Here is a 25,329-nt window from a genome sequence, read left to right as displayed (position 1 = left end):
AATTGGCATATGAAATATGCAGCTTTTAACAAGGAAGTCATGCACTTTTTTAAAGATCATCATCTAGAAGCTTTTAATCCTTATTTATTAACGAACCATACTATCTCTCCTTTTATTAATTTACTGGCTAAACAAAAAGACGGTCTTAGTACTCTAAGGTTAAAATAGTAACCTCAAAAAATTAATTTTTATAAATTCATTTAGTTTAATAATCAGTTGATCTAAAATAAATTTTTATGTTAATGTTTGTTAATTTAACAGGGAATAATGATGCTATATAATTAAATATAAAAACTCATTATTTAAGTTTTTAAAAAAATATTTTCCAGTTGAGAGCCAAGGTATTTTACAAATTGTGTTTTATTTTCAATCCTCGGCATCTCTACACTCCAAAAGGTATAGAACTTAAGATTAATTTCTAATGTTATACTAATAGCTCCAATTTCTAAATCATAGTCTATCGCTTCTAGGTTTGAAAAAACTTCTATGACTTTAGCCAAGAATAAAATCTTATTTCGTTCTTTCGACTTTACAGGTTTATATGCCTTTAAAGTCTGGCTATAAAGGTAATCATATAAGTCTGGACAGAAATTTTCATGATGCTTTATCAAAAACTTTAGAACCTAATATCATTAGAAGAATTTATTTATAACATTATCTTATTCAAAATCTGGTAAGCATATTGTAAGTTTTAATATTATTTTTATCGACATAAATATATTTAATATAATCTTCTAGTTATAAATATTTTATAGCTTATTTTTTAATACAAGTTGTTAGACTATATAGCTTCTAAAGCTATATAGTCTATTTGCTGTTAGCAGTTTTGCTTTAAGCTATAGTAGCTATCTGGCTGTTTAGCTAGAAGATCTATAAAATTAGGTATAGTTCCAGTATTAAGTAAATATGGATTAAACTCATCAAGGTGATGTTCACAAAAAAATCTTAATATATCCTTATGGAAAATTGCATATTTCATATGCCAATTTGAAAATAAACGTTCATTTATATTCTCAAAAGACATAATTTCACATTGTTCATGACGTATGTCTCTTAAAATTTTATTATAAAATAAATGTTCTACTTTTTCTTTGTTTCCTTCAAGACACTGAACAAAATAATTATTACCGTAGTAAAGGGCTCCATAAATTTGATTAGGGTTATTAAAATCTAATGCTTCTGTAAGAATGTTGAATAATTCATTCATTGGATTGGCACAGTCTTTTAACTTACTTACATACAACAATCTTACATCACTCACGTTCACCTCCAAACCAGACATATAAAAACCCACATAGAAAACTTTAAAAACCGACCTTATATAAATTATCTTTTTCCTGTATGAACAAATGATGAACCACAACTCTATTAACATCAGTGATGCTACTTATCTTTCTTATGAAGATTAAGATGAAGACACACCTATTGGCCTGTTACATCGTTGGCCATTTTGTCATCATGCATTTAAAAGTGAAACGGCTTATCCGGCAACCTATAGTTTTCTTACATCTAGCTACGGCTATCATGATCATTCTTCCCGATTTTGGGAAAGTCGTAACATAAATCAATACGCTAAGGATCTTGCAAGCTTTATGCAAAGTTAAACCATAAAGAATAATACTCATTAGCTCTCTACAACAGCAATGTCATAGCACACTATTTGAAGAACTATGGAACCAAATTAACAAAAAACTATTTTTACTTTCAACAGTTAACCTTTTTAATGAAGCCTGATGATAATCCAAAAAATGTATCATAAGAAATATTTGCTACTATATATGAACAAATATTGAGTAATTGAGTGGCTTTTTATCTTTGATTCGCTAAAGACTCTATGGTTTTAATGAACTACTTCTTCTAAAGATATTCGAAGTCTCATATAAAATTTTCTTATATAAACCTTAACAGGCTTAATTAAAACACCCGCTGTTTGAACTACCGCGTTTTCTGAAAGAGACCACGAAGATGACTTAAAATTTATGTATCTAATCTGGTATTTTACTAAAATAATAACGAAATCATTTCTTCGAATGCCTCTGGTACAGAAGTACTTAAAGTTACTTGCTAATGTTGAGAGTTTAGAGATATGAGGTGCTCCATATGGATAATGCAATACCTACGTAAAGATAATTATTTTATTCTTACTCTATTTTTATATTTTACGAGTACTAAATAATAATATACTTTTAGTTAGAGTCTATAAGATAAAATATATCAGGACCATCTGCAAATTTTATTAGCCTATCTTGTAATCTATAAACTTATATATTTTTCAGCTTGACGATTATTTATAGATATCAAACTACATTTACAGCCTTTTTTTGGTTTACTCCAGTGTTCTGTAGCTGATCTTTGAAATTCTATATCAGTAATTTTAAAAATTTTATTATTGAAGTCATAACATTGTTGAGGAGTAGCACTATCAATCACAGGAGACCATAAAATATGACTATAGTTCTCACCTTTACTTAAATCGAAATTACTTTTTGCAATAAGATAGTTAAATACAAACATTTGCCGATTAATTAGCCAAGCCCGATAATCAGAGTCTGCTTCTAAAGATTCCCTATCAATATAAGAATGGATATTTTTTGGAATAAGTGCAAGAAATCTATTAATAAATTTATTAAATAATAGTCTATTCTCTTTTAACTTGAGATTATTTAAGTGACTATGAATATCTAAAATTTCCTGTTTAAAAAACTGAGCATCGGCTCTGCACTGTATACCTATTGCACTTAATTCTTCTCTTTCCTGATCAGACATAGAGTTAAACCATAATTTATAAGATTTCCTGCTAGTCTCTATTAACTTCTTTTTCATTATAATCATCTTTTCAATAAAAATTTTTAATTATTTTAAATACTAGTATTTTTAAAAAAGATGTAAAAACGTAACATTAGTTAATATATTTGTTTTTATAAAACTAAAGTTTTAATTATTTCAAGCTAAAACATTAAGAAGTTTAAGTTAAGATTGTTTTAGTAACTATAGTTAAATAATTTTTTATATTAAAATAAAAAAGCCCAGACTTTAAGAGAGGGCTTTTTTAACAGGCGAAGGTTCAGCTTGCTAATATTTACTATTACATATGCTGATCATTCTGATTTTGATCATTCTGTTGACGCTGCTGATCATTTTGCTGATTCTGCTGGTCATTCTGATTGCTCTGCTGACCCTGCTGGCGTTGTTGATCATTTTGCTGATTCTGCTGGCCTTGTTGACTGCTCTGCTGACCTTGTTGACCACTTTGCTGATTCTGTTGGCCCTGTTGATGTTGTTGATCATTTTGCTGATTTTGTTGATTTGACATTTTAAAATTCCTCATAATCTTAATAGAGTGGCTAGATTCCTATCTAGTTCTATTAACATACACCTTTCTTTTAAATATATATTCCAAGAATGTATCAAATAATATAAATGTAATTTAAAATTATACTCCTTAAAAATAAGGCCTTATATTTATTATATTTATTAAATTTATAAAGTTGCTTATTTACATAAATTACTTAAAATTATTTTTATAGGTTAGATATTCCATACTCAAGCTCGGGAATTTAAATCCTCTTAATTTAATAAAATATATTCTATTAGAATATATTTTTAATTCCCAATTATTATAAAGACACTGAAATAATCTTAATTTCAGTGTCTCATCATTAATACAATTATACTATTTCAAACTATCTCTCTAGAAATAATTTTTTATTAAGTTAACTATTATTTTGTCGAACAAGAAGTTGGTATTTTTTCATTATTGAGAGTCTTTAAAAACTCTGCTGAAAAATTTGGACTTTGACGTACTGCATCTCGGTGGTCACCTCCATTAATAGAATGGTATACAACTGGTTTATGAGCTTTACAAACTTGCTGATAATAAGCATAGGTTCCGCGTGGATCTACCAGCTGATCATTCGTGCCTTGTACAAGCATGAGAGGTACAGTAGGAGTCATACGCTCAATAGACTGCAATTTAAGGTAATCAAGCAATGGTTTTAAATTGGCTTCTGGCTTAAATATACGATCTGGCGACTGCTTTAGCTCTGTTTGCATTTCACTCAGACAGCGTTTACGTCCTTGATCAAGTAAAAGCTGCATTTCTGGACTTACCAGATTATCAGGATTTATAGCAGGGTCAGCAGCTTGAGCGCCGAGTAGAACTATTGGAAAAAAAGCAGCAACGTTGGTGTCAGGTTTAGGATGAGTTTGGGCATACTCAGCAATACCCTCATACTGATATCCGCCTGGTGCAAGAGCCAGTGCCGCCTTCAGGTTAAGTTCAGGTGCATCTTTTTGTCCATATGCAGCTACCGCTAATGCAGCTGCTCCTCCCTGACTATGACCCATTACTAACCATTGCTTGTTAATCTGGCCTGGCATTAAAACATGTAGTGCACGCACTGCATCAACTACTGTATGTAATTGGCTAGTAGCATTCATATAAGGATGCCCGCCTGGAGTGCCTAAACCTTGATAATCAGGTGCAACTATCGCATAACCGCGTGCTAACCAAGTATCTAAGGCAGCATCAGCGACTTGTTGATAACTATGGACTGGTCCGCCTGCATAATCTTCTGAAGGTGCACATGTGTCTGCAACTCCTGTAGTACCATGTGCCCAGGCAAGTACTGGCCAGCCCTGTCTTGGTGCTTTGCCTTTAGGGAGAATAATAAAGCCTGAGGCAACAATGGGCTCCCCATATACTCCCCGACTACGATAATTAATCAAAAACCGTTGTCCGGCATGTGCATAATCCGCTCCCGGCTGCTGTGCCTGAGCGGATAAAATTGTGCCAGGTTTAGTACTGGAAATATGATAATTTTTAGAAGCTACAGTAGTGTTAGTTTGGCTAACAGCTAAAGTTGTACAGCCAAAGCTAAGGGCTGCGATTAGAAATTTTAAAGGATGAGATAATTTAATCAAGGGTTTGTACTCCGCCGCCATTTACAAATAAGGTTTGACCACTGATCCATGAAGATATAGGAGCAGCAAAGAATAAGACTGCTTTAGCAATATCTTCCGGTTCACCTAAACGCTGCAATGGGGTATGAGCCAGCATGCGTTTTTCAATTTCAGGAGTGAGAACTTTTGCCAGTGCAGCTGTACGAATAGCCCCTGGTCCTACAGCATTAATGCGTACTATAGGCCCAAAGTCATGTGCTAAATTAGCACCCATATGATTTAACGCAGCCTTAGAAGCAGCATAGCCGCTCATAGCAGGACTCTTATTAACAGAACTCATAGAAGTAATATTAACTATTGAACCGTAGCCTGCTATATTCATATGCGGAACCACAAGTTGACAGAGACGCCAGGCAGCGAATACGTTTAGCTGAAAGTCACGAACAAAATCATCTACACTGATCTGATCAGGCGCTTCATGACCGCCTCCGCCTCCGCCAGCATTATTGACCAGTATATGGATATGCCCAAATGCTTCTAATGTACTTTCAACAGCTCCTACTAGCTCACTATCCTTGAGAATATTACATGTGATACTGCGTATATCACCTCCTGTCTGTTCTTTAATGTACTCAGCAGTCTGTTGAGCAGCCTCTAAATTCAGATCAGCTATCATCACATTAGCTCCTGCTTCAGCTAATAATGAAGCACAGGCCCGGCCTATGCCTGCGGCTCCGCCTGTAATTAATGCCGTTTTGCCGGATAAATCTAATAGGGACTGATACATTTTCTTGTTCTTCTCCTGTAGATAAAAATATATGAAAGATTTAAAGTCTTAGCTTAAGATTATTCTTTTCAAGATATCTCCTGAATTTATTTAAAATTATTAATACTTACAATAAACAAATTAATCTTATAAATTTAAAAGTAAATTAAAAATTACTAAAAGTATCAAAAATTATAATCTTAATATTTTTATAAAAATTTAAATTTTATTTAACTTCAACTACCTATAAATTAAATAACAATTTAATAATATAGATATTTTAAAATTAAGCTAAATTTTTTATAAATTTATTTTAATAATGAAAGGAATAATTCATGATAAAACTTGGCAAAATTATGGTAACAGGTTTAATCTCCGTATTATCTACTCAAATATTTGCAGATACTAATGACCAAAAACTTATAAATGCAGCTATTAAAAATAAGGTAACCGTGGCTCAGGCAATTAAAGCAAAAGATGAAACAGCTGTTACATTGACTGGAAAAATAACTCGCCATATTAAGAGTGATCATTATGAGTTTAAAGATTCAACCGGTACCATAAATATTGAAATTGATGATGATCTGGCGACTCCTTCTCAACTTAAACCAGGCACAAAAGTACGCATAATGGGTGAAGTAGATACCCACCGCTATAAACCTACTGATATCGACGTAGCAAAAATAGAGATACTTCGTTGATTGAACCTATTTTTTGGGAATTTCTTATTTTTCAGCAATAATTAAGCTTAATTGAGGCTTAAATCTCTAGAGGGCTGGCATTTCAATAAACTGATATATTTTGCCATGCCCATCTAGATAATTTTTAGGGTGCTAGTAGACCTTTCATATAGATAGAATGCCGTATAATGTATTTAAAATTAGGGGTATCAATATTTTCTCCTTAGAAATTTTGAGCGAACACTTCAAATTTTCCTTTTATATTTTGCCAGCCTACCTTTTAGTAAAAATTTTTAAATTTTATTAATTACTTTTAAGTAAAATTAACTATTTCACCAAATCTTAATCAGTTCTATTAGATTGATTAAGTCATATAAATTAAAAAAGCTTATTCATTAATATATCCTTTAATGATGCCCCAAATACCTCACCGTGGCTTAATTCCGGATAAATTATTAATTTGGCACTTACTCCTTGACTATGTACATAGGAAAGTAGCTCACGATTATTCACAATCATATCTTTGTTAAAATTTGGACTAACTTTTTGATTTTTTTGAGGAGTAATATCTCCTTCCATAAGTATAAGTTGTTTAGACTCAGCAAAAGGTTCTTTTGTACTCCTTAATTTTTTCATTATACGTTGATCTGCCCATGATAACGAAGGACTTGCCGCAAAGTAATGACTGAAATACTGTCCAGCTATTAAACTGTCCAATACAAATAATCCGCCGTATGAATGTCCCCAGAGTATTTTTCTTTTAGGGTCTAATTTGACCTGCTGTTCTACCCACGGTGCTATTTCTTGTATAATAATTTTTCGAAATGCCTTACTTCCACCACTCAATCGTTCAGGGTTTCGAGGGTCAGCTGCCAGCTCACCTGTTTCATCTGCAGGTGTATAGTCTAGTGAACGCGCCTTAGAATCAAAAGGCAGATTAGTCTCATAACCAATCGCAACTAAAACTGGTGCATCCTGCTCGGCCATACCTTGAAGTAGATGTTCATTCAGGCGGGACATTACGGAATTACCATCCAGCATAAAAATAGCAGTACTTCCAGTTAATAGATTCTTTTTTTGCTTAGGAATACCTAACCAAACCTTGTAAATTCGCTTTTGATCTTTAGAGATGAATTTTTTAGTTTGAAAGTTATAAACTTGTGAACCTGTATCTGCAATGTTTTTACCTAAGGGTTTAAGATCAGGTTTAGCATGAACAGTTATTGCAACCGTACTAGCCATGCCTAAAATAAGAAATATTTCTAAGATTTTTTTGCCCAAAAAAAAGATTTTAGCCATATTTGATAAAAAGCAGATTAAAAATTATTATCCACCCTACTTTAATTAATAATCATTATCAATAAAAATCGTTAAATATTTTGTGCATTAAACCTTTAAAAAATTAAACTATGAGTTTGAGAAAAGATATATTCTCTCAAAGAAGGGATGAGTTATAGAAACCGGTTTACTCCACGATATTTAAGTCCTTGTCTTGTTCGCTTAGGCAATTCTGACTCTATAGAATCAATCAATACCTCTAATAAGGAAGCGATATCCTCTTGTAAAAGCTCTAAAGGCTGAAAATTTTTTTTACCACGCTTATGAAAGAAGCGTTCTATACAAGTATTTTTTTCAACATATTTCATAGACCAACTTTTAAAATTTATCTCATCTATAATAACAGTTCTATATAACTTAATTTTATGATGTCGCTTATCATCTTGTATTTTTACAAAAAGAGCCTCTACTTGAGATTTCTCTCCTTCAAGACACTGAAAGAAAAAACCATTAGCATAATAAAGAACTCCAAAGATCTGCTGTTCCTGATTAAACAGTTTTGATTTAGTTAAAATATTACTTAAATCCTCCAAAAGATCACTATTTAAGTGTTCTACTCTTTCACTTGCATAGCAAAGTTGAATAAGCATTCTATTTCCTCTACCACAATTAGTCAGATATAAACTTGATATTAAAAAATTAATCTCCCATAACCTTCCGTAGTATTTTATTAATTTAATTAAAATATAATAAAACTATATTATGTCTTGATTTATATATTATCATACTACTTTAATATCATATTAAAAATTAAATATATAAGTTATATATTTATCAAAAATTCATTCTATTTCACTAGATTCAGAACATTAAATTTCTATATAATTTAATCTTAAGATAATAAAAATTAATCTATCGTATATAGCCCTTATCTATTATTTTCTTAAATAAAAAATAATATATTTTTAATATAAATTGCATTAATATATTACTATAGTTTTTCCATAAGGTTAAACCTAGTATATTGATTGCCAAGGCAATAAAAAATGCTCCTAACATATCCAAAGGAAAATGTACTCCAAGATATATTCTAGACCAAGCAACCAGCCAAGCTAATCCAATCAGTCCTAGACCAATAATACGTTGTTTAGAGAAAAAGTATGAAAAGGCAATTGTACTAAAAATGAGCATATGATCGCTTGGAAATGAGCCATTAGGCACATGAAAGATAATTGTTCTTCCCACTTCCATTACAAAGGGGCGCGGATGATAAAAAAGCTGAGAAATAATCTGGCTGATTGCAATGGCAATACTGGTGAAAATAAAAGCTTTAAATATTTGTTTTTTATTAGCAAAATTTCCTTTAAACCATAAAACCAGAAATATTACTAGCATAATATAGAGCAAGTCATTAGCAATAAAGATGGCCACATTAATACTCAAATCAGTTGCATTCTCAGACGCATTAATTAATTTGAATAAATTTAAGTTAAAGGTTTCCAAAGACATAAGCTGGGCATATATAAAATTATTACGGTCATGATACTGACATATTTAATAAATAAAGAAAGGAGCACTAACTAGATTTATGTATAAAAATTTAAACCTCATCAGCTTGCAAGATTTAAACTAATCTAACCAAATGTGTCTCAAAACCATACATTCTCGTGCTCTAATTTAGTTATTGTTCAATTAACTCATTATTTATTAAGATTTTTTATCATATAGGTAGGCAAAAATTTAAATGGATTTTGCAGATATCTTTATACGAGATACGTCTTGGAAATTTATTTTAGAAATCATCATTCGCTGCGTAGTGATGTATCTAATTATTATTATATTCCTGCGGTTATCAGGCAAACGTGGCATACGGCAACTCTCAATCTTTGAAGTTGCAATAATCTTGTGTTTGGGTTCGGCAGCTGGTGATCCGATGTTTATGGAGGAACTGCCGATTATACAAACGTTTACAGTAGTCGTTACTATTCTACTGCTATATCGGATTACGACTTGGAGTATGGTAAAAAATAAAAAAATAGAAGCATTGCTAGAAGGCTTACCCCTTTGTGTAGTAGAAGATGGCAAACTAGTTTTTAAGGATTTGGAAAAAGAGACTTTCTCTCATGATGAATTTTTTGCCGAAATGCGCCAGCAGAATGTAGAACATTTAGGTCAGATCAGAACTGCCCTATTAGAATCAGATGGAGCATTAAGCTTACTTTTCTTTGAGAAGAAGGATATAAAATGGGGACTTCCAATTTTTCCAAAGGCTTATCAAAAAGCTACACTTCTTAAAGAAAATACTTTTTACTCTTGCATGAAATGCGGAGAAACCAGAATGTTGACCAAGATAGATCAGAGTTGTCCACGTTGTCACCATAGTGACTGGGCGGAATCTTTAAGAACGAGTCGCACGTCAGTTTAATATTTTAAAGTAAAGTTGGTTGTATAAAAAAACCCATCAAAAGATGGGTTTTTATTATTTAAGGCAGACGAGCTATTACACTAAAGTAATGTTGCTTGCTTGAGGGCCTTTTTTACCGTCAACTACAGTAAATTGCACTTGCTGGCCTTCATATAAAGTTTTGAAACCCTGGTTAGTGATTTCGCTATAGTGAGCAAATACATCTGGACCTGATTCTTGTTGAATAAAGCCAAAACCTTTAGTCTCGTTGAACCACTTCACTGTACCTTTTACGACATTAGACATAATATAATCCTGAATTTTTAAATAAATAGAGTCTTTAACTCTTAGGATAACTTGAAAATAATATATGAGACTAAAATCTGATAAAGACGAAGGATTTAATAAAAAACTGCGAGCTGAGAGATTATTGAAACAAAACTATATTTCTAGTTATGCGGCAATTATACAGGTTTCCTTTAGATTAGCAACCCATATTTTAAAAATAAAAAAACCCAATCATAGAAGACTGGGCTATAAACCTTAAATTTTTATTGGTAGCGGGAGCTGGATTTGAACCAACGACCTTCGGGTTATGAGCCCGACGAGCTACCAGACTGCTCCATCCCGCATCAATGAGTTAGCTTTATACGCCTTAAATTGGTATAGGTCAATTTATATTTTAATTATTATAAAATATCGTAGGTTTATTTGACTTTTATACTTTTTTCCACACCTTGTCTTCTTGACTCGCTGCAAGTGTAAAAGTAAAGCCATCGTCTGTACTGACTAGATAAATATCAGAAGTACGATAGACTACTTTCAGGACAGTGCCCAGCTCTAACAGTATAGGCTCGCACCCTTCCTTTTCAAGTTTTAAAGAATCCACAAGCTGAACTAATCCACTTTCCATTTTATCATCTCTTTTCAATGAAAAATCACTTAATAAGTGTATCTATAGACACCATTTTAAGCGAATTAATTTTAAATTTCTCTGTTTGACTTCATTTTTCAGTTTGGTTCTAAATAAGGATAAGGGTTAATTGCTCCCTGCCCATTTATATAAATTCCATAATGTAAATGTGGCGGTGTTCCGCGCGCATTCCCTGTATTTCCCACATAGCCAATCACTTCACCTGCTTCGATCCAATCCCCCGCAGTGATATTTTCAGCATAATTCTCTAAATGGGCATAATAATGATGAGTTAAATCAGGACCAGTTACCCAGACTACCTGTCCACCAAGATTGTTAGTACCCACCTGCCTAACTATACCTTCAGTTGTACTAAGCACAGGTGTCCCCCGTTTAGCGAATATATCGATTCCTTCATGTTTTCTACCTTCACTTCGAGCAGCTCCCCAAGTATCTTGCAGTTGTTTCCTTGTTACCCCTTCTACAGGCACAGGAAGTTGGCCAGATAACTTTTTGTTCATGAGCTGACTATAAAGAAAAGGATAACGAAAACCAGCGGACTCTCCAGAGGCAGGTGGCTGGCATCCGGAAATCAGCCCTAAACTAGCGATTAATATAAGTATACTTAAACAGGGTATATATTTTCTCATATATCTACAAAAAGTTAGTTTGTACAAGCTTTTTTTGGATGAAAATCAATATGATTCAAGATATATTTCCTTATTTTTTTATCTGTATTTAAGAGTTCTATTAAAGCTTTTTTAAACTCAATAGGCGCCTGCTCAGTGTCAAGATCAGGAATAATCGCTTGCTGTCCTCCTACGCCATCAAAACAAAAAATATTAAGCTTAGAGAGTATTCTATGATCATATTCCAAGTCTGCTTCAAAAGTGTAAATAATCTTTAGCTTGAAGCCTGTTTTTTCAAAATGACAATAACATTCTCTTACTCCATGAGGTACCAGACTCATATCAATAATGGCTTTATCACCGATATGAATACCTAAATAGATATTTTCATATTTAAAAAATTTATTGGTTTTTTTTACGCCTATCCATCCAGTACGTTCCGGATCGATCAGCAGATCAAGTATTTCTTTAAATTTCATGATATTCCCTATAAGCAGAGAAGGGATATATATTTTTGATGTTTTTATATCAACTAAGTACTCTTGTTTGGTCTACTAATCTTTAATATGAGTATAATTTGTTCTTTTCATGTTTCAGTTACTACAAATTTAAAGATTGCAGCGATGAAAATTTATATTTACCTTCTTAAAACTATTAATAATTTTTTCAGTAATAGAAGTTAAAAGGCAACATTACTGTTGCCTTATACAATTTCAATTTAATGCAATTACTTTAACAATAATAACTTGTGATTCTTCAAAATCATCAAAAATTTGTTTACGGCTGAGCTCTTTAGACTTTACACAAAAGTCATGATTCTGATAGTTAATAATTTTTGGAATCTGGTCAAAATACTGGCTCCCCACATCTAGTTCTTCTTCAAATAACGGCGTGCCTAATTGATACTCCTTACTTTTTAACACAATGTACTTTACTATTGTTTTCATAAAAGGCCTGTCTTCTTTACACACTTTATTTTTAGTTTTAACAGGTTTTCTTCCTTTAAGAAATGCATCTTTAGTAGTTAGTGCCTGTTAAAGCAACAACTAAGCTATAAAACCCAACAGAATCCTTTAAAGGTCATTAAAAAGACTTTATGATTCAAGTTCTACGACCTAAATTACTCAATTAAAGCCAGTTTCCTTTAATGTGGAATCAGGTGGTTTTTCAGATATAGTAATTAAGAATAAATAAGAACTAGAGCTATAAGCATGGTCATAATTCAAAAATGTTGCGCATTACTTGAAACACAGGCATTAAAAATCGCATTTATTGAAAGTGCCAGCTCTGGCTATCTGGCCAGTCAGTTTTCTATTTTTAAAAATAGCGGCGCAGATATCCTGTTAGGAGGATTAGTCAGTTATGACCCAAGTATCAAGATTGAAGTTTTAAAAGTTGATTCTATGCTTATTGAACAATACACAGCTGAATCGGCAGAAGTTACAGCTGCCATGGCAATCCAAGGTCATAAATTATTTAAAGGCGCCAATATAATTATTGCTTGTACAGGACTTCTAAAACCAGGCGGTAGTGCTTCATCTGAAAAACCGGTGGGTACATTTTTTATTGCAATTTCTGATCACAATCATCTTTATGAGTTTAAATACTTTCTGGAAGGTACGCCAACAGCAAAATTGAACCAACTTACCCAGCTGGTTGCTCAAGAGATCATACAAATCATTCAACGATAAAAAAGCCCCGTAATTGGGGCTCTTTATTTAAAGTTTATGGGGCAATTGGTTTAAAGGGAGGGATCACATCTGCATTTTGTGCACGATGTCTGAGATAGTGATCCATTAGCACAATAGCTAGCATTGCTTCTGCAATTGGTGTTGCACGTACGCCCACACATGGGTCATGGCGACCCTTGGTCAGCACATCGGTATCTTCACGGTTCAGATTGATCGTTTTACCTGGCGTCGTAATACTGGCGGTAGGTTTTAGTGCGATTGCTACCCGGATATGCTGGCCGCTAGAAATCCCGCCTAAAATTCCGCCTGCATGGTTTGCCAGAAATCCTTCTGTAGTCAGTTCATCACGAGTCTCGTGCCCAAACTGTCCAGCTACGGCAAAACCATCACCAATTTCAACACCTTTTACAGCATTAATACTCATCATGGCATGGGCAATATCTGCATCTAAACGGTCAAATACTGGTTCCCCCCAGCCTACCGGAACGTTCTCAGCAATAATTTCCAATTTCGCCCCACAACTGGTTCCCTGTTCACGTAAAGAGGTTACCAGCGCCTCGAAACGTGGAACTGCTTCTATGTCACCACAAAAAAACGGATTATTAGCAACTTCATTCCAGTCCAGTTTTTCAGCTTTTTCATGCCCAATCTGGGTTACATGGCCACGGATCACAATACCAAATTTTTCTGCCAAGTATTTTTTGGCAATTGCACCGGCAGCCACACGCATTGCTGTTTCGCGTGCGCTAGAACGCCCACCGCCCCGATAATCTCGAAAACCATACTTATGAGTATAAGTATAATCGGCATGACCAGGACGAAAAGTTTGAGCAATGTTGCCATAGTCTTTAGACTTCTGGTCAGTGTTACGGATCAGCAAACCAATCGATGTACCTGTTGTTTTACCCTCAAAGACGCCCGAAACAATTTCAACCTGATCAGGCTCTTTACGTTGGGTGGCAAACTTTGAAGTTCCTGGCTTACGGCGGTCGAGATCTTTTTGCAAATCTGCTTCACATAGCTCAATACCTGGAGGCACACCATCTATAATTGCCATGAGGCCAACTCCATGGGACTCACCACAGGTGGTTACACGAAAGAGTTGCCCAATACTATTACCCGCCATGCTTCATCTTCCTTATACTTCAACAGATTCTTGAAACAGTTGCTGATAGCGACGGCACTGCTCGGCAGTCAGTGCAAAAATACCTGAGCCGCCTTTTTTAAACTCGAGCCAGTGGAAATCTACCGTATTAAAATTCTGCTTCATTGCCCATTCTGAGTTCCCCACTTCAATCACAATCAGACCATCTTCAGTCAGATAATCTGCAGCCTGAGACAGCATCTTACGGACCAGGTCCAAGCCGTCCTGACCGGCAGCCAAGGCAAGCTCAGGTTCATGCAGAAACTCTTCAGGCAGGTCAGCCATGTCCTCAGCATCAACATATGGCGGATTAGAAACAATCAGGTCATATTGATTTTCTGCTGGAATTTTTGAGAAAAGATCCGATTCCATCAAGGCAACCTGATATTGCATATTATGGTGCTCAGTGTTAATGGCAGCCACTTCAAGTGCTTCTTTGGAAATATCGGTTGCATCAACCTCTGCTTCAGAGAACGCATAAGCCAGTGCGATGGCAATGCAACCAGAACCTGTGCACATATCTAAAATACGCCGCGGCGTTTGCGGATCTGAATTTACTGGAAGATTATTATGAGCTTCCCGTAACTGGCCGTGTTCATCAAGACAATATGGAGCAAAGCGGTTCTCAATCAATTCTGCAATCGGTGAACGTGGAATTAAGACCCGTTCATCAACATAAAAAGGTTTATTAAAAAAATAAGCCAGATTTAACAAGTATGAAGTAGGAATACGCTCATTAACACGACGCGCCAGCAGATTTAAAAACTCTTCTTTTTCACTTGGTAAAAGTTTTGCATCCAGGATTTCAGGATTGGCTGCCCATTCTAGAGAGAGCGTTTGTAATACCAATGCTGAACTTTCTGCAAAATAATCTTCAGTCCCCTGTCCCAGATGTGCATCATATTGACGCAGGGCAGAGACACCAAAACGAATGAAATCACGAATTGTTGTTAAATTTTCGGCAGCTTCCTGTAAATGTTCAGGGCTAATGGTCGATCGCTCCACTCAGGGCTCTCCAAGTTCAACTTTTCAAAAATGGCCTTATGATACCGTTTTTTGCAGGCTTTTATAATGCTTGTCTCAGTAAAAGCGGTATTTTTGGGAGGCTATTTTTATCTGTTATAGAAGTATAGCTTAAGGAATATATCTGGTCCCATAGTAGTTAGCCTGCTCAATCACCTGCGCCAATATACAACGTGATTGTTGTAGACGACCAAACTGATTATCCATAGCTGTATAACATTGGCTTTGAACACGGCGCTCCCAAAGCTCATATTGCTGGATCACATTTGCCTGGTGCTGACCACTTACCTTGTAATAGTCACGATAACTTTTCTTTAATCGTTTTTTATGTTGCTTTAACTCCTGATCGACGCACTTCTGCAATACTTCAGTTTGTCCATACGCATGGTTTATACAGCGCGTATAAGTTTCAGAGTAACCTTGCTGAGCAATGGCAGCTGCCTGAGCTGAAATCAAGATAAGTCCTGACCCTAATATTAATCGCATCTTTGTTCCCCAAACTAAATACCAGTTGCAACGCTTAGTTTTGATTTTTCATAAAATTCTTTAAGTTCGATATAAAAATTTAAAAATATATCGGGAAATTCTGCTTTTGCAATTTATCACTCTCCATATTGAATCTTAAAGAACTGTCCTCATATTTTATTATACGTTCTTCTGTTATATTTCTACCATGAGTTACAAGCATAATAATTTACTGGCTATGCGTCAGTCCTACTGGAATGACGAGCAGTCGGTCAAAGTCCAACATGAAAAACTGTTCTTTCAGCAAGTTTTGGCTGAATATCATGTATTTACAGAGCCCAATTTAGAAGATGCACGTTATTTTTTCTTTACTTTACCCAGTATAATCATTGTAAAAGGTTATGCTTTAGGGTTTATGCATGAGAGTGTAAAAGCTTTGATCATACAGCATTTGATACGTAATAAAACTTTACTGAACCAGCGCCATCCCCTAAAAGTTCAATATCGATAATTGCTCTACTTTTGAAATAGAGTGCCAGATTTACTTTTTCATTGAATATCATTATATAAGTATATGCTTAGGCTATTTAGTGACTTAAGTATGTTTTGTTCCGCTATTAGCATTTTTTAACTCTCCGTTCCTTAAGTCCAACTGTTTTAATACGCGGATAACGGTTAATATTGGTTAAAATTGCTCATCAGGCCGACTCCTAAAGGATTTTACTTTCATGACACATCAAAACGATAAGCTTAAGAATTTAAAAACTTCCTCTATGGACCGACGCTTATCGATTGCGAAAGCCTCATTACTTGCTGGTACCCGCTGGGCAACAGCTAATGCCGGCTCCTTCTTTGCCAGTGATGAAGAAAAAGAAAAGAAACGTAAAAAAGCCATGACAGATCAGGCGAACTATCTGGTTTCTGAAATTGGCAAGCTAAAGGGATCAATTGTTAAAATTGGCCAAATGATGGCACTTTATGGTGAACACTTTTTGCCTGAAGAGATTACACAGGCTTTAAATACCTTAAATAACCAGACTGTTGCTTTAGCTTGGCCTGCTATTAAAGCCCATCTTCAAGACCAATTAGGCTCTAAATTGGATCAGCTTACGATTGACCATGAGCCTATAGGTACAGCCTCATTAGCTCAGGTGCATCGGGCAATAAGAAAATCTGATGGTCAAGAGCTGGTATTAAAAATTCAGTATCCCGGAGTGGCTGACGCGATTGACTCGGATATGAGCCTTTTTAAAAACATGCTTAAACTGACCCGGATGGTACCGCAAACCCGTGAATTTGATCAGTGGTTTGATGAAGTCCGGGACATGATGCATCGCGAAGTAAATTACAGTATAGAAGCGGCTACCACTCAGCGCTTTGCTGAGCGGCTTAAAGATGATCCACGTTATATTGTTCCTCAAATTGTAGATGAGTTTTGTGCTCCCCAAGTCCTTTGCATGACATTTGAACGTGGTGTACCCATTAACAGCCCAGTTATGCTGTCATTACCCCAAGAGCGTCGTAACAGACTGGGTGAAGCTTCGCTAGAAATTGCAGTACGTGAAATTTTTGAATGGGGCGAGATGCAGACTGATCCAAATTTTGGAAACTATCTGGTCCGTCTCGGCAATGGCGCAGATATTGCAGACAAGATTATTTTACTCGATTTTGGGGCAATTCGGCAGTTTGATGAGCACCTGCTAAGTGTAGCGCGCAATCTGATCCAGGCAGGTTATAACCATGACTCGACAGCTATGGTAGAGGCGATGACAGGTTATGAGTTTTTTGACTCTATTCCACAAAGTATCAAACCTGATATGGCAAAAGTTTTTCTGCTGGCTACAGAAGCCTTCAGCAGTACAGAAAATAATCCTGACTTACCACCAGATGTTATGGATGAGCAGGAACGTTATGACTGGAAGAAAAGCCAGCTTCATGCACGCGTAATGCAACAGGCATCAAGATCAATGGCATCACGCTATTTTAGCGTACCGCCAAAAGAGTTTATGTTTATCAGCCGTAAATTTATCGGGGCCTATACCTTTATGACTGTGATTAATGCTAAAACCAATGTGCGCAAAATGATTCGTGACCACCTTTAAATACAGCCGGCCGGATGACTTCATGTCAATCCGGTCAATTCTTTGCTTTTTTCACCATAAAATCTATAAAAATAAATAATAAATTTCAAATATTTAATTTTTAAATACTATAATCATTATACTCTAATAGAGCCAATCAACTTCTGTCATATCTGACATGGTGTTTTATCATAAGCTATGTCAGCATATCCCGCATAACGATAAAAAACTGCTGGAAAATATATGACAAAAATGATGAATAAAGCACAAGGGCTAGGCCTATCACTGATTACCCGAATTGCAGGTAGTGAAGTAATTGATCAGTTTAACTTGAGAAAGCTCATTGAAAAGTCACTTTACCAAGGCTCTAAAGCTGGTTTTAAAAGTTTAAGCCAATCACAAAAGTTTTTTAAAAGTCAGTCACTAAAAAAACAGCGCTTATCACCTCAAGGAAAAAACCTGTTTGATTTAAACTTGAGTGAAGAACAACAGATGCTCGTTGAAAGTATGCACCAATTTGCACAGGAGATACTTTACCCTCTGGCAGCCCGCGCTGATCATAATGAGACTTTTCCTCAAGAAATCTGGCAACACGCGAAAGACCTAGGACTTAATGAATATGCTTTGCCTGAAGCACTTGGAGGAGTAGCAGACCATTTAAATATTGTTAGCAATATTCTGATTACAGAACAGCTTGGTCGAGGAGATTTCAGTCTGGCTGCTGGGCTACTTTCTGGTTTTAGTGCAATTAATGCCTTGAGTCGCTGGGGTTCTGAACAGGTTCAGGCTAAATACCTGACCGCTTTTAACCACCTCAATGATCTTAAGGCTACTTTTGCAACTCAAGAAAACTCTTCGGCGTTTAACCCTTTTCAGCTAGATACTCAGGCTGTTTTTAAAGATCAGCAGTTTTATATTACTGGAGAAAAAACCTTGGTCCTCTTAGGTGAAACCGCTGATCTGCTCCTTGTGAGTGCTGACTATAATGGACAAGCTGATGTATTCGTAGCAATACGCGATAGTACGGTAAGTTATAAAAAATATCCTGCCATGGGACTTAAAGCCTGTGAAACTGTCACATTAAAGTTTAATCAAACTCCTGCTGAGCGGCTGGGAGATGAAGACTTTGACTATAGCGCTTTTCTAGATTTAGGCCAGCTGATGTGGTGCGCACTGGCTATCGGCACTTGTGAGGCTGTAAAAAATTACTGTGTTCGTTATGCAAATGAGCGTATGGCATTTGGTGAGCCTATTTCGCATCGTCAGAGTATCGCTTTTATAATTGCAGATATGGCCATTGAGATTGAGGCAATGCGCATGATGCTCTGGAATGCCGCCAGCCTTGCAGAAGCAGGAGAACCCTTTCACCGGGAGGCTTATCTGGCAAAGCTTTTATGTGCAGAAAAATCCATGAAAATTGGTACTGATGGTGTACAGATTTTAGGAGGCCACGGTTTTACCAAGGAATATCCGGTAGAGCGCTGGTATCGGGACTTGCGAGCCACAGCGATTTTGTATTCTGGCTTACACGCTTAAATCAGCCCATTATTATAAAAAAGGTTAAAAAATGAATTTGCAGAATCCAAAAAAGTATAAGCTGATGGTACAGCAAGCTCGAGAGGTTGCTTTACATGTATTACGTCCTATTTCTCGTAAGTATGACAAAGCTGAACACAGCTACCCTAAAGAACTGGATATGATTGCCTCTCTCATCGATGGAATGAATGAAGGGGGCGAAGGACTGAATGCAGGTGCAGCAGTCGGAAAACGTGGCGCCGACATACAGGGTAATAAAAATGGTGTAAATATGTCCACAGCTCTGGGCATTATGGAAATGTGTTACGGCGATACAGGACTATTGCTCAGTATGCCTCGTCAGGGTTTGGGAAATTCTGCCATCGCAGCAGTGGCCAATGACTCACAGTTAGAACGCTTTAAAGGGATGTGGGCTGCAATGGCAATTACCGAACCGGACTGTGGTTCTGACTCTGCAGCAATCCGAACTACAGCAATTAAAGACGGAACAGATTATATACTGAACGGTGAAAAAATCTTTGTAACATCAGGCCAGCGTGCTGATTCAATTGTAGTTTGGGCTACGCTTGACCCTAAGCTCGGCCGTGCAGCAATCAAATCTTTTGTGGTACCGAAAGGTACAGCGGGTATGAAAGTAGAACGACTAGAGCATAAATTAGGAATAAAAGCTTCAGATACAGCGGCTTTCAGTTTTATTAATTGCCGTGTACCAGCTGAAAACTTACTTGGAAATCCGGATATTGATATAGCGAAAGGTTTTGCTGGAGTGATGGAAACTTTTGACAATACACGTCCGCTGGTGGCTGCTATGGCAGTAGGTTGTGCCCGGGCTTCTCTGGAACGTATCAAGGAAATTTTTAAAGAACAGCTTGACCAGAACTATGCTACACCTTATTTACAAACTTCATATCTCGCTGCACAGATTTATAGAATGGAGGCGGAGTGGGAAGCAGCACGTTTACTCACATTAAAAGCTGCCTGGATGGCAGACAACAAGAAACCGAATTCAAAAGAAGCATCAATTGCCAAAGCTAAAGCAGGTCGAATTGGTAATGAAATTACACTAAAATGTGTAGAGCTTGCAGGTAGCGTAGGTTATGGGGAAGACGAACTGTTAGAAAAATGGGCACGTGACTCAAAGATTCTGGATATTTTTGAAGGTACTCAGCAGATTCAACAGCTGATTATTGCCCGGCGCGAGTTAGGAAAAACTTCCAGCGAACTTAAATAGCAAAGATCCGCTTATAGAGAGACAGACTTACAACTAACTGATTTTTTGTTATAACAGTCTGTCTTCTTTTTAAGTTCTGACTAATTCCAATATGTTTAATTTAAGACTTATTCAATCTAAAGATAATCCATCTATTGCCCAAATTATCCGTACTGTCTCTCAGGAATTCGGCCTTGCCAGTGATGCAGGTTTTGCAGTCTCCGATCCCATCTTGGATGATCTATATCAGATTTATCAAGAACCCAACAGTCGCTATTGGATAGTAGAGAGCACACAGGGAAAAATAGTAGGAGGTGGCGGTATTGCACCGCTACAGGGAGATATTTCAATTCTGGAAATCCAGAAAATGTATTTTCTTCCTGAAACTCGAGGATACGGTTTGGCCAAACAGCTTTTACAACAATGTTTTGAATTTGCACAACAGCAAAACTTCCAGAAAATATATCTGGAAACAACTGCCACCTTATATCAAGCTGTCAAACTTTATGAACGACTAGGATTCGAACGTCTTGATCAGCCTTTAGGTAATACAGGACATAGTAATGCTTGTGAAATATGGATGGCGAAAAAACTGGCTTATTAATATAAAAAGCTGATCAATAAAAAAAAGCACCGAAGTGCTTTTTTTATTTTAAAGGCTATTTAATTTTAGCTTTAGATTTTAGATATTGGGTGTAATCTTCCAGCTCCTGCTGCCCACGTAACTGCTGATAGAGCTTACTTAGCTCCTGAAGCTGTTCCGGTGTTAAAGCATTAGAAGTGGTTTTATTAACATTTGCCACAGCAACCAATACCAGCTCATTAGGCAAGGCTGCTGTAGTTACAGACCACATACCTGCTTTTGGGGCTGCTACACTAAAAGCAGCACGTTCGACTTCGCGCTTTAAGCCTTGAGAACGGGTAAATGTACCAGCGCTCTGGAAAGCTACTTTATGTTTAGCTAAAACCTGTTGAGCTGGTTGAGTTTTAAATTCATCCAGCATAGTTTTAAGCTTCGCGGCAGCTAAACCAGCAGCCTTTTCGTCAATTATTTTAGTTTTAATTGCAGGAGTAGCTTGAGCTAGCGACTGAACTCCTTCAGGCTGATAGTCACGTACTTTAACCCAAACTGCTTCCCCTGTAGCAAGTTGCAGATTGCTAGTTACATTACGATCGCCATTTTTAACATCTTCATTAAAAATACGGGTTTTCACACTTGGGTCATTTAATACTGGATGACGAGTATTTAAACCAACATTTTTAACTGTTTCTATACGTGTACCTTTGATTTCTTGAGGCACCACATCAAGTGAATCGCTACTAACAACCATTTCATTTAAACTGTTTACCGTATCAGTAAACAGGTTTGCAACTTTAGACTTTTGAATTTCAGCAGCGAGATGGCTCTTTTCAGTTTCAAACGAAGGAATATTCTGCGCAAGTGTTTGTGCCTGAATAATATGATAACCATATTGGGTCTTTACGGGTTGAGATATCTGATTTGCTTTTAAACCCAGAACAGCTTTATCAAAAGCTTCAGAATAAACTCCTGTCTGGTAACTTTCAATCAGACCACCTTTCGTTTTAGAGTCCGTATCATCTGAATATTGTGCAGCTGCCTGTGCGAAATTCATCCCTCCTTGAATCTTTGCATAAACCTCGTTAGCGAGTTTCTGCGCTTGGGTTTCGTTTCGGGTATCAGAAGTTGCAATAAGAATATGCTTAACTTCACGCTGTGCATTCTTATTTTGAGCTTCGACAAAATTTGCATAAGCCTGCTGCAATTCAGCACCCGTAACAGGTGCTGCTTTAGCATTTACCTGTTCGGGTGACAAGACAATATAATCCACATCTACATGGGCGGTCTGCTTAAAACTGTTTTTATGCTTCTGATAATAGTTAGCAATGTCATGCTGGCTAACTTGAATATTCTTTTTATATTCATCTAGCGGAATGCTGGACAGGAATAATGTACGTTGCTCAGTCTGCAAGTTAGCAATCTGATTCATGTCAACTTTGCTGACCAGCGTATAATCTACAAATGTACTATTTAACATTTTTAAAGCATGGTCTTGTCGCAAGTTTGCAATCAGGCCCTGACTGGTTAGCCCGACAGAACGCAAGTAGTTTTCATATAATGTCTGAGAAAATTGTCCATTTTGCTGGAAGCTTGGCTGTTGGGCCAGCATCTGTTCAATTTGTGCATCACTTAAAGAAATACCCAGTTTTTCAGCCTGCTGTAAAATCAGATTCTGTGCAATCAGATGATCCAGTGCCGTTTGCTGAATAAAAGGCTGATTCAGCAAGGTCTCATCGCCATTTACAAAGTTTAAATATTGTTCTTTATAAGATTTAGTCAGTGACTCTAGTTCTTTTTTGGAGATCTCTTGCCCGTTTACTGTAGCAGCGACATTTTCTTTATTACCCCCGCTAAAATATCCTTCAATACCTACAAATGCTAAAGGGGTCAAAAACAAAATTAGCAGGACGATACCAAGCCAACCCTTTATGACTTTACGAAAAGATTCCATAAGTATTCCAATATTTTATTTCGAAGGGATTTTAACTGAAAAACACAAGTGAATGAATGTATAAAGCCAGGCTTTTCTTCATTTTAATAAAAAACGCGCCTTCTGGCGCGTTCTTGAGCCACAAAAGATTAAGCTACAGAATCTTTTAAGCCTTTACCTGCTTTAAAGCTAGGCACTTTGCTTGCTTTAATTTGTAATTCTTCACCAGTTTTAGGGTTACGACCAGTACGAGCCGCGCGTTCTTTCACGCCAAAAGTACCGAAACCCACTAGAGTTACAGTATCACCCTGTTTAAGCGCTTCTGTAATTGAAGCAATAGTCGCATCCAATGCCTTACCAGCATCAGTTTTAGACAATCCCCCTTTTTCTGCAATCGCATCAATTAATTCTGATTTATTCATGAAGATAACGTCCTCTTGATATCGTTTGTTTAAGAACCAAGGCTGTAGTTTAAAAGGCCATGACGCCTTTATAGCAATGCTTAAGGGGAAAACGCAATACTGAAAAATAAGATTTCGCAAAAATTAATGCTAAAAAAATGTTGAAAAATTAGGAAAGTTAAGATTCAGACTGCTTTTTCAACTCTTGTTCTTTCAATATCTGGTTTTCTTTTACTAAAACGTCAACCTTATGATGTAATTGTAATATTAACTGTTCCAGATGTTGAATATCTTTAGTAGTAGCCAGTCCGATCCTGCTTAATGAATTCTGAATACTGTGATCTATAGATTTTTCTACGCCATCCTTGATTTCATGAACCGGATTTCGAGAGGGTTCAGTTATTTTACTACCAGCTTCAGCAGAATCTGATGTCTTAGATTCCAGCTCTTCTCCAACCTTGACCAGTGAGTCAAATAATTTATTTCCTTCTTCCTCAGCACGAGAAAATGCACCCAAGCCAGCTAGCCAAATCTGTTTAGTATATTTTCTGAAATCCAGAGCAGACTTTCGGCCGCTTCTTGTACTGTTCTTGGTTCCAGGAATTTTTCTATCTAATGTTGTTTCTTCAACCAGATCCGTTTTGGTATTATCCATTTAAACAATCTCCTGAATATTTTATAAACATTATACTGCATTTAGCTACAAAAATAGCCCTATAATAACAACGCCCGGGCTTGATCGTTTGATTAAACTGTTCTACAAAGCACATTAAATCAGTAAATTATTAAGAGTATGCAGCAGTCTCAGTTCGGGTTAGAGACGGGACGCTCTATTAAATACTAAAGGATAAAGATATATGAGCGAGTCGCAACAAAGAACAAATCATCATTTGTTGCTCACCATTGTGATGATCGTACTGGAAACGGTTTTTTCTTTTGTGTTGAAGCATGATCGGGTCGTTCGCGTACACGCCAAAAAATTTGTTGAAAAGCAAATCGTACTTAAAATTAATAGTTATCTACCCTATTTTGATTTTTATGTACAGTTTAGTCCTCATGGTCTGCTTTTTGACAGCCGTGCTCCTGTAAAGCCAGTTGATTTAGAGATTAACTCTACCCTGCTAGATTTATTACGCATCATTATTTTCGGTAATCGTCGTAGTATTAAAGCCATGCGTATTGCAGGAGATCCTTTATTACGTGACGAGTTTCGTGATCTTATTTTACACTTTAGTGTACCAAAACTATTTGCTGACTGGCGTCAGTGGTTAAAAGAAGCCCCTCAAGAAGATGAAGTCATTGCGTCAAGAAAACGTATTGCCCCTCTACTTGAAAAAATTGACCAGCAGCGAGTACAAATTAACTCACTTTTGGTGGAAGTAAAATTGCATAAAAGCCGTATTCGACGTATTGAGCAAAAAAACAAATATTTAAAGCTATCTTTATTGGTTATAAGCCTGCTTTTTATTACTTTATTGATATATACTTTATGGCCAAAATAAAAATATTTTTACTTAGGTTTTAAAACATTACAATTAACCGTAAAAAAACTTGACTATTTTAGTCGGGATTCTTAAAATCTATATATCTAGTCTCAACATGTGTATCGAGTCATGCGCTTAACCACTCGCGGTCGCTACGCAGTGACTGCTCTACTTGATTTAGCTTTGCAGCCAACTGAACAAACGATCACGCT

General features: G+C 36.2%; 29 protein-coding genes, 1 tRNA gene and 1 pseudogene. 10 read left to right on the top strand and 21 right to left on the bottom strand.

The window, feature by feature from the left end:
* Window positions 1-302: 302 nt before the first annotated feature.
* From B3X18_RS02710 to B3X18_RS02685, 6 genes are all read right to left on the bottom strand, one after another.
* Entirely contained in the window at window positions 303-500 is a 198-nt protein-coding gene (locus tag B3X18_RS02710) for a hypothetical protein (protein WP_227548695.1), read from the bottom strand.
* Between the two features lie 317 nt (window positions 501-817).
* Entirely contained in the window at window positions 818-1,261 is a 444-nt protein-coding gene (locus B3X18_RS02705; RefSeq protein ID WP_005025735.1) for a BLUF domain-containing protein, read from the bottom strand.
* A gap of 992 nt (window positions 1,262-2,253) precedes the next feature.
* Window positions 2,254-2,823 (bottom strand): hypothetical protein, encoded by a 570-nt coding sequence (locus B3X18_RS02700; protein ID WP_034669995.1) that lies wholly within the window; start codon window positions 2,821-2,823, stop codon window positions 2,254-2,256.
* A 262-nt stretch (window positions 2,824-3,085) separates the two neighbouring features.
* Window positions 3,086-3,313 (bottom strand): hypothetical protein, encoded by a 228-nt coding sequence (locus B3X18_RS02695; protein ID WP_034669998.1) that lies wholly within the window; start codon window positions 3,311-3,313, stop codon window positions 3,086-3,088.
* A gap of 407 nt (window positions 3,314-3,720) precedes the next feature.
* Window positions 3,721-4,923, bottom strand: coding sequence for an alpha/beta hydrolase family protein (locus tag B3X18_RS02690; RefSeq protein WP_034670000.1), 1,203 nt, complete (start codon window positions 4,921-4,923; stop codon window positions 3,721-3,723).
* Entirely contained in the window at window positions 4,916-5,689 is a 774-nt protein-coding gene (locus B3X18_RS02685) for a glucose 1-dehydrogenase (protein WP_034670002.1), read from the bottom strand. Before B3X18_RS02685 ends, B3X18_RS02690 begins: the two co-directional genes overlap by 8 nt.
* A gap of 314 nt (window positions 5,690-6,003) precedes the next feature.
* Here B3X18_RS02685 and B3X18_RS02680 point away from each other — a divergent pair, with 314 nt between their 5' ends.
* On the top strand, window positions 6,004-6,369 hold the full coding sequence (locus B3X18_RS02680; RefSeq protein WP_017401141.1) for a NirD/YgiW/YdeI family stress tolerance protein: 366 nt from the start codon (window positions 6,004-6,006) through the stop codon (window positions 6,367-6,369).
* A gap of 357 nt (window positions 6,370-6,726) precedes the next feature.
* On the opposite strand, the gene B3X18_RS02675 is transcribed toward B3X18_RS02680, so the two are convergent.
* From B3X18_RS02675 to B3X18_RS02665, 3 genes are all read right to left on the bottom strand, one after another.
* Window positions 6,727-7,647 (bottom strand): alpha/beta hydrolase, encoded by a 921-nt coding sequence (locus tag B3X18_RS02675; protein ID WP_034670005.1) that lies wholly within the window; start codon window positions 7,645-7,647, stop codon window positions 6,727-6,729.
* A 152-nt stretch (window positions 7,648-7,799) separates the two neighbouring features.
* Entirely contained in the window at window positions 7,800-8,276 is a 477-nt protein-coding gene (locus tag B3X18_RS02670; RefSeq protein WP_034670007.1) for a BLUF domain-containing protein, read from the bottom strand.
* A 262-nt stretch (window positions 8,277-8,538) separates the two neighbouring features.
* The gene (locus tag B3X18_RS02665; protein WP_005025717.1) at window positions 8,539-9,135 is read right to left on the bottom strand and encodes a phosphatase PAP2 family protein; all 597 of its coding nucleotides are present in this window, start codon (window positions 9,133-9,135) and stop codon (window positions 8,539-8,541) included.
* A gap of 235 nt (window positions 9,136-9,370) precedes the next feature.
* Here B3X18_RS02665 and B3X18_RS02660 point away from each other — a divergent pair, with 235 nt between their 5' ends.
* Window positions 9,371-10,051, top strand: coding sequence for a DUF421 domain-containing protein (locus B3X18_RS02660; RefSeq protein WP_005025716.1), 681 nt, complete (start codon window positions 9,371-9,373; stop codon window positions 10,049-10,051).
* A gap of 75 nt (window positions 10,052-10,126) precedes the next feature.
* On the opposite strand, the gene B3X18_RS02655 is transcribed toward B3X18_RS02660, so the two are convergent.
* The 6 genes from B3X18_RS02655 to B3X18_RS02630 all read right to left on the bottom strand — a co-directional run bounded on the left by B3X18_RS02655 (window position 10,127) and on the right by B3X18_RS02630 (window position 12,519).
* The gene (locus B3X18_RS02655) at window positions 10,127-10,336 is read right to left on the bottom strand and encodes a cold-shock protein (RefSeq protein ID WP_005014527.1); all 210 of its coding nucleotides are present in this window, start codon (window positions 10,334-10,336) and stop codon (window positions 10,127-10,129) included.
* 249 nt (window positions 10,337-10,585) lie between these two features.
* A tRNA-Met gene (locus tag B3X18_RS02650) sits at window positions 10,586-10,662 on the bottom strand.
* 86 nt (window positions 10,663-10,748) lie between these two features.
* Complete coding sequence (locus B3X18_RS02645; protein ID WP_005014529.1) at window positions 10,749-10,943, bottom strand: hypothetical protein; 195 nt, start codon at window positions 10,941-10,943, stop codon at window positions 10,749-10,751.
* Between the two features lie 98 nt (window positions 10,944-11,041).
* A complete protein-coding gene (locus tag B3X18_RS02640) occupies window positions 11,042-11,593 on the bottom strand; it encodes a M23 family metallopeptidase (protein ID WP_005014531.1) in 552 nt (183 codons plus the stop codon).
* 14 nt (window positions 11,594-11,607) lie between these two features.
* Window positions 11,608-12,051, bottom strand: coding sequence for a hypothetical protein (locus B3X18_RS02635; protein WP_005025711.1), 444 nt, complete (start codon window positions 12,049-12,051; stop codon window positions 11,608-11,610).
* Between the two features lie 234 nt (window positions 12,052-12,285).
* Window positions 12,286-12,519: a hypothetical protein gene (locus B3X18_RS02630; protein WP_005014533.1), complete on the bottom strand. Its 234-nt coding sequence runs from the start codon at window positions 12,517-12,519 to the stop codon at window positions 12,286-12,288.
* A 264-nt stretch (window positions 12,520-12,783) separates the two neighbouring features.
* Here B3X18_RS02630 and B3X18_RS02625 point away from each other — a divergent pair, with 264 nt between their 5' ends.
* Window positions 12,784-13,263, top strand: a complete 480-nt coding sequence (locus B3X18_RS02625; RefSeq protein WP_005025709.1) for a CinA family protein — start codon at window positions 12,784-12,786, stop codon at window positions 13,261-13,263.
* A 34-nt stretch (window positions 13,264-13,297) separates the two neighbouring features.
* Here the strand turns inward: B3X18_RS02625 and aroC are convergent, their stop codons facing one another.
* From aroC to B3X18_RS02610, 3 genes are all read right to left on the bottom strand, one after another.
* The gene (gene aroC, locus B3X18_RS02620) at window positions 13,298-14,389 is read right to left on the bottom strand and encodes a chorismate synthase (RefSeq protein WP_005025706.1); all 1,092 of its coding nucleotides are present in this window, start codon (window positions 14,387-14,389) and stop codon (window positions 13,298-13,300) included.
* 12 nt (window positions 14,390-14,401) lie between these two features.
* On the bottom strand, window positions 14,402-15,412 hold the full coding sequence (gene prmB, locus B3X18_RS02615; RefSeq protein WP_017401065.1) for a 50S ribosomal protein L3 N(5)-glutamine methyltransferase: 1,011 nt from the start codon (window positions 15,410-15,412) through the stop codon (window positions 14,402-14,404).
* 129 nt (window positions 15,413-15,541) lie between these two features.
* Window positions 15,542-15,916, bottom strand: coding sequence for a hypothetical protein (locus B3X18_RS02610; protein WP_016801264.1), 375 nt, complete (start codon window positions 15,914-15,916; stop codon window positions 15,542-15,544).
* A gap of 187 nt (window positions 15,917-16,103) precedes the next feature.
* Here B3X18_RS02610 and B3X18_RS02605 point away from each other — a divergent pair, with 187 nt between their 5' ends.
* The 5 genes from B3X18_RS02605 to B3X18_RS02585 all read left to right on the top strand — a co-directional run bounded on the left by B3X18_RS02605 (window position 16,104) and on the right by B3X18_RS02585 (window position 21,326).
* A complete protein-coding gene (locus B3X18_RS02605) occupies window positions 16,104-16,406 on the top strand; it encodes a hypothetical protein (RefSeq protein ID WP_005025703.1) in 303 nt (100 codons plus the stop codon).
* A gap of 217 nt (window positions 16,407-16,623) precedes the next feature.
* A complete protein-coding gene (locus B3X18_RS02600; protein ID WP_005025702.1) occupies window positions 16,624-17,997 on the top strand; it encodes an ABC1 kinase family protein in 1,374 nt (457 codons plus the stop codon).
* 222 nt (window positions 17,998-18,219) lie between these two features.
* Window positions 18,220-19,512 carry an acyl-CoA dehydrogenase family protein gene (locus tag B3X18_RS02595; protein ID WP_034670014.1) on the top strand — a complete coding sequence of 431 codons (1,293 nt, stop codon included), beginning with the start codon at window positions 18,220-18,222 and terminating at the stop codon, window positions 19,510-19,512.
* A gap of 31 nt (window positions 19,513-19,543) precedes the next feature.
* Window positions 19,544-20,743, top strand: a complete 1,200-nt coding sequence (locus tag B3X18_RS02590; protein ID WP_005025699.1) for an acyl-CoA dehydrogenase family protein — start codon at window positions 19,544-19,546, stop codon at window positions 20,741-20,743.
* 91 nt (window positions 20,744-20,834) lie between these two features.
* Complete coding sequence (locus tag B3X18_RS02585; protein WP_005025698.1) at window positions 20,835-21,326, top strand: GNAT family N-acetyltransferase; 492 nt, start codon at window positions 20,835-20,837, stop codon at window positions 21,324-21,326.
* 55 nt (window positions 21,327-21,381) lie between these two features.
* Here the strand turns inward: B3X18_RS02585 and B3X18_RS02580 are convergent, their stop codons facing one another.
* The 3 genes from B3X18_RS02580 to B3X18_RS02570 all read right to left on the bottom strand — a co-directional run bounded on the left by B3X18_RS02580 (window position 21,382) and on the right by B3X18_RS02570 (window position 24,288).
* Window positions 21,382-23,253 (bottom strand): SurA N-terminal domain-containing protein, encoded by a 1,872-nt coding sequence (locus tag B3X18_RS02580; protein ID WP_005025697.1) that lies wholly within the window; start codon window positions 23,251-23,253, stop codon window positions 21,382-21,384.
* Between the two features lie 128 nt (window positions 23,254-23,381).
* Entirely contained in the window at window positions 23,382-23,654 is a 273-nt protein-coding gene (locus tag B3X18_RS02575; RefSeq protein ID WP_005014561.1) for an HU family DNA-binding protein, read from the bottom strand.
* Between the two features lie 157 nt (window positions 23,655-23,811).
* Complete coding sequence (locus B3X18_RS02570; RefSeq protein ID WP_005405581.1) at window positions 23,812-24,288, bottom strand: phasin family protein; 477 nt, start codon at window positions 24,286-24,288, stop codon at window positions 23,812-23,814.
* Between the two features lie 202 nt (window positions 24,289-24,490).
* Between B3X18_RS02570 and B3X18_RS02565 the strand changes: the two genes are divergently transcribed.
* Both B3X18_RS02565 and B3X18_RS02560 read left to right on the top strand, forming a co-directional pair.
* A complete protein-coding gene (locus B3X18_RS02565; RefSeq protein WP_005025696.1) occupies window positions 24,491-25,135 on the top strand; it encodes a hypothetical protein in 645 nt (214 codons plus the stop codon).
* A 111-nt stretch (window positions 25,136-25,246) separates the two neighbouring features.
* Window positions 25,247-25,329 (top strand): annotated as a pseudogene (locus B3X18_RS02560) (Rrf2 family transcriptional regulator); the annotation flags it as partial.

Origin of the sequence: Acinetobacter sp. UBA6571 (assembly GCF_002434085.1) — a bacterium.
GTDB lineage: Bacteria > Pseudomonadota > Gammaproteobacteria > Pseudomonadales > Moraxellaceae > Acinetobacter > Acinetobacter radioresistens.
The sequence above is the reverse complement of the archived record's forward strand: the minus strand, read 5'-3'. Positions and strand labels throughout refer to the sequence as shown.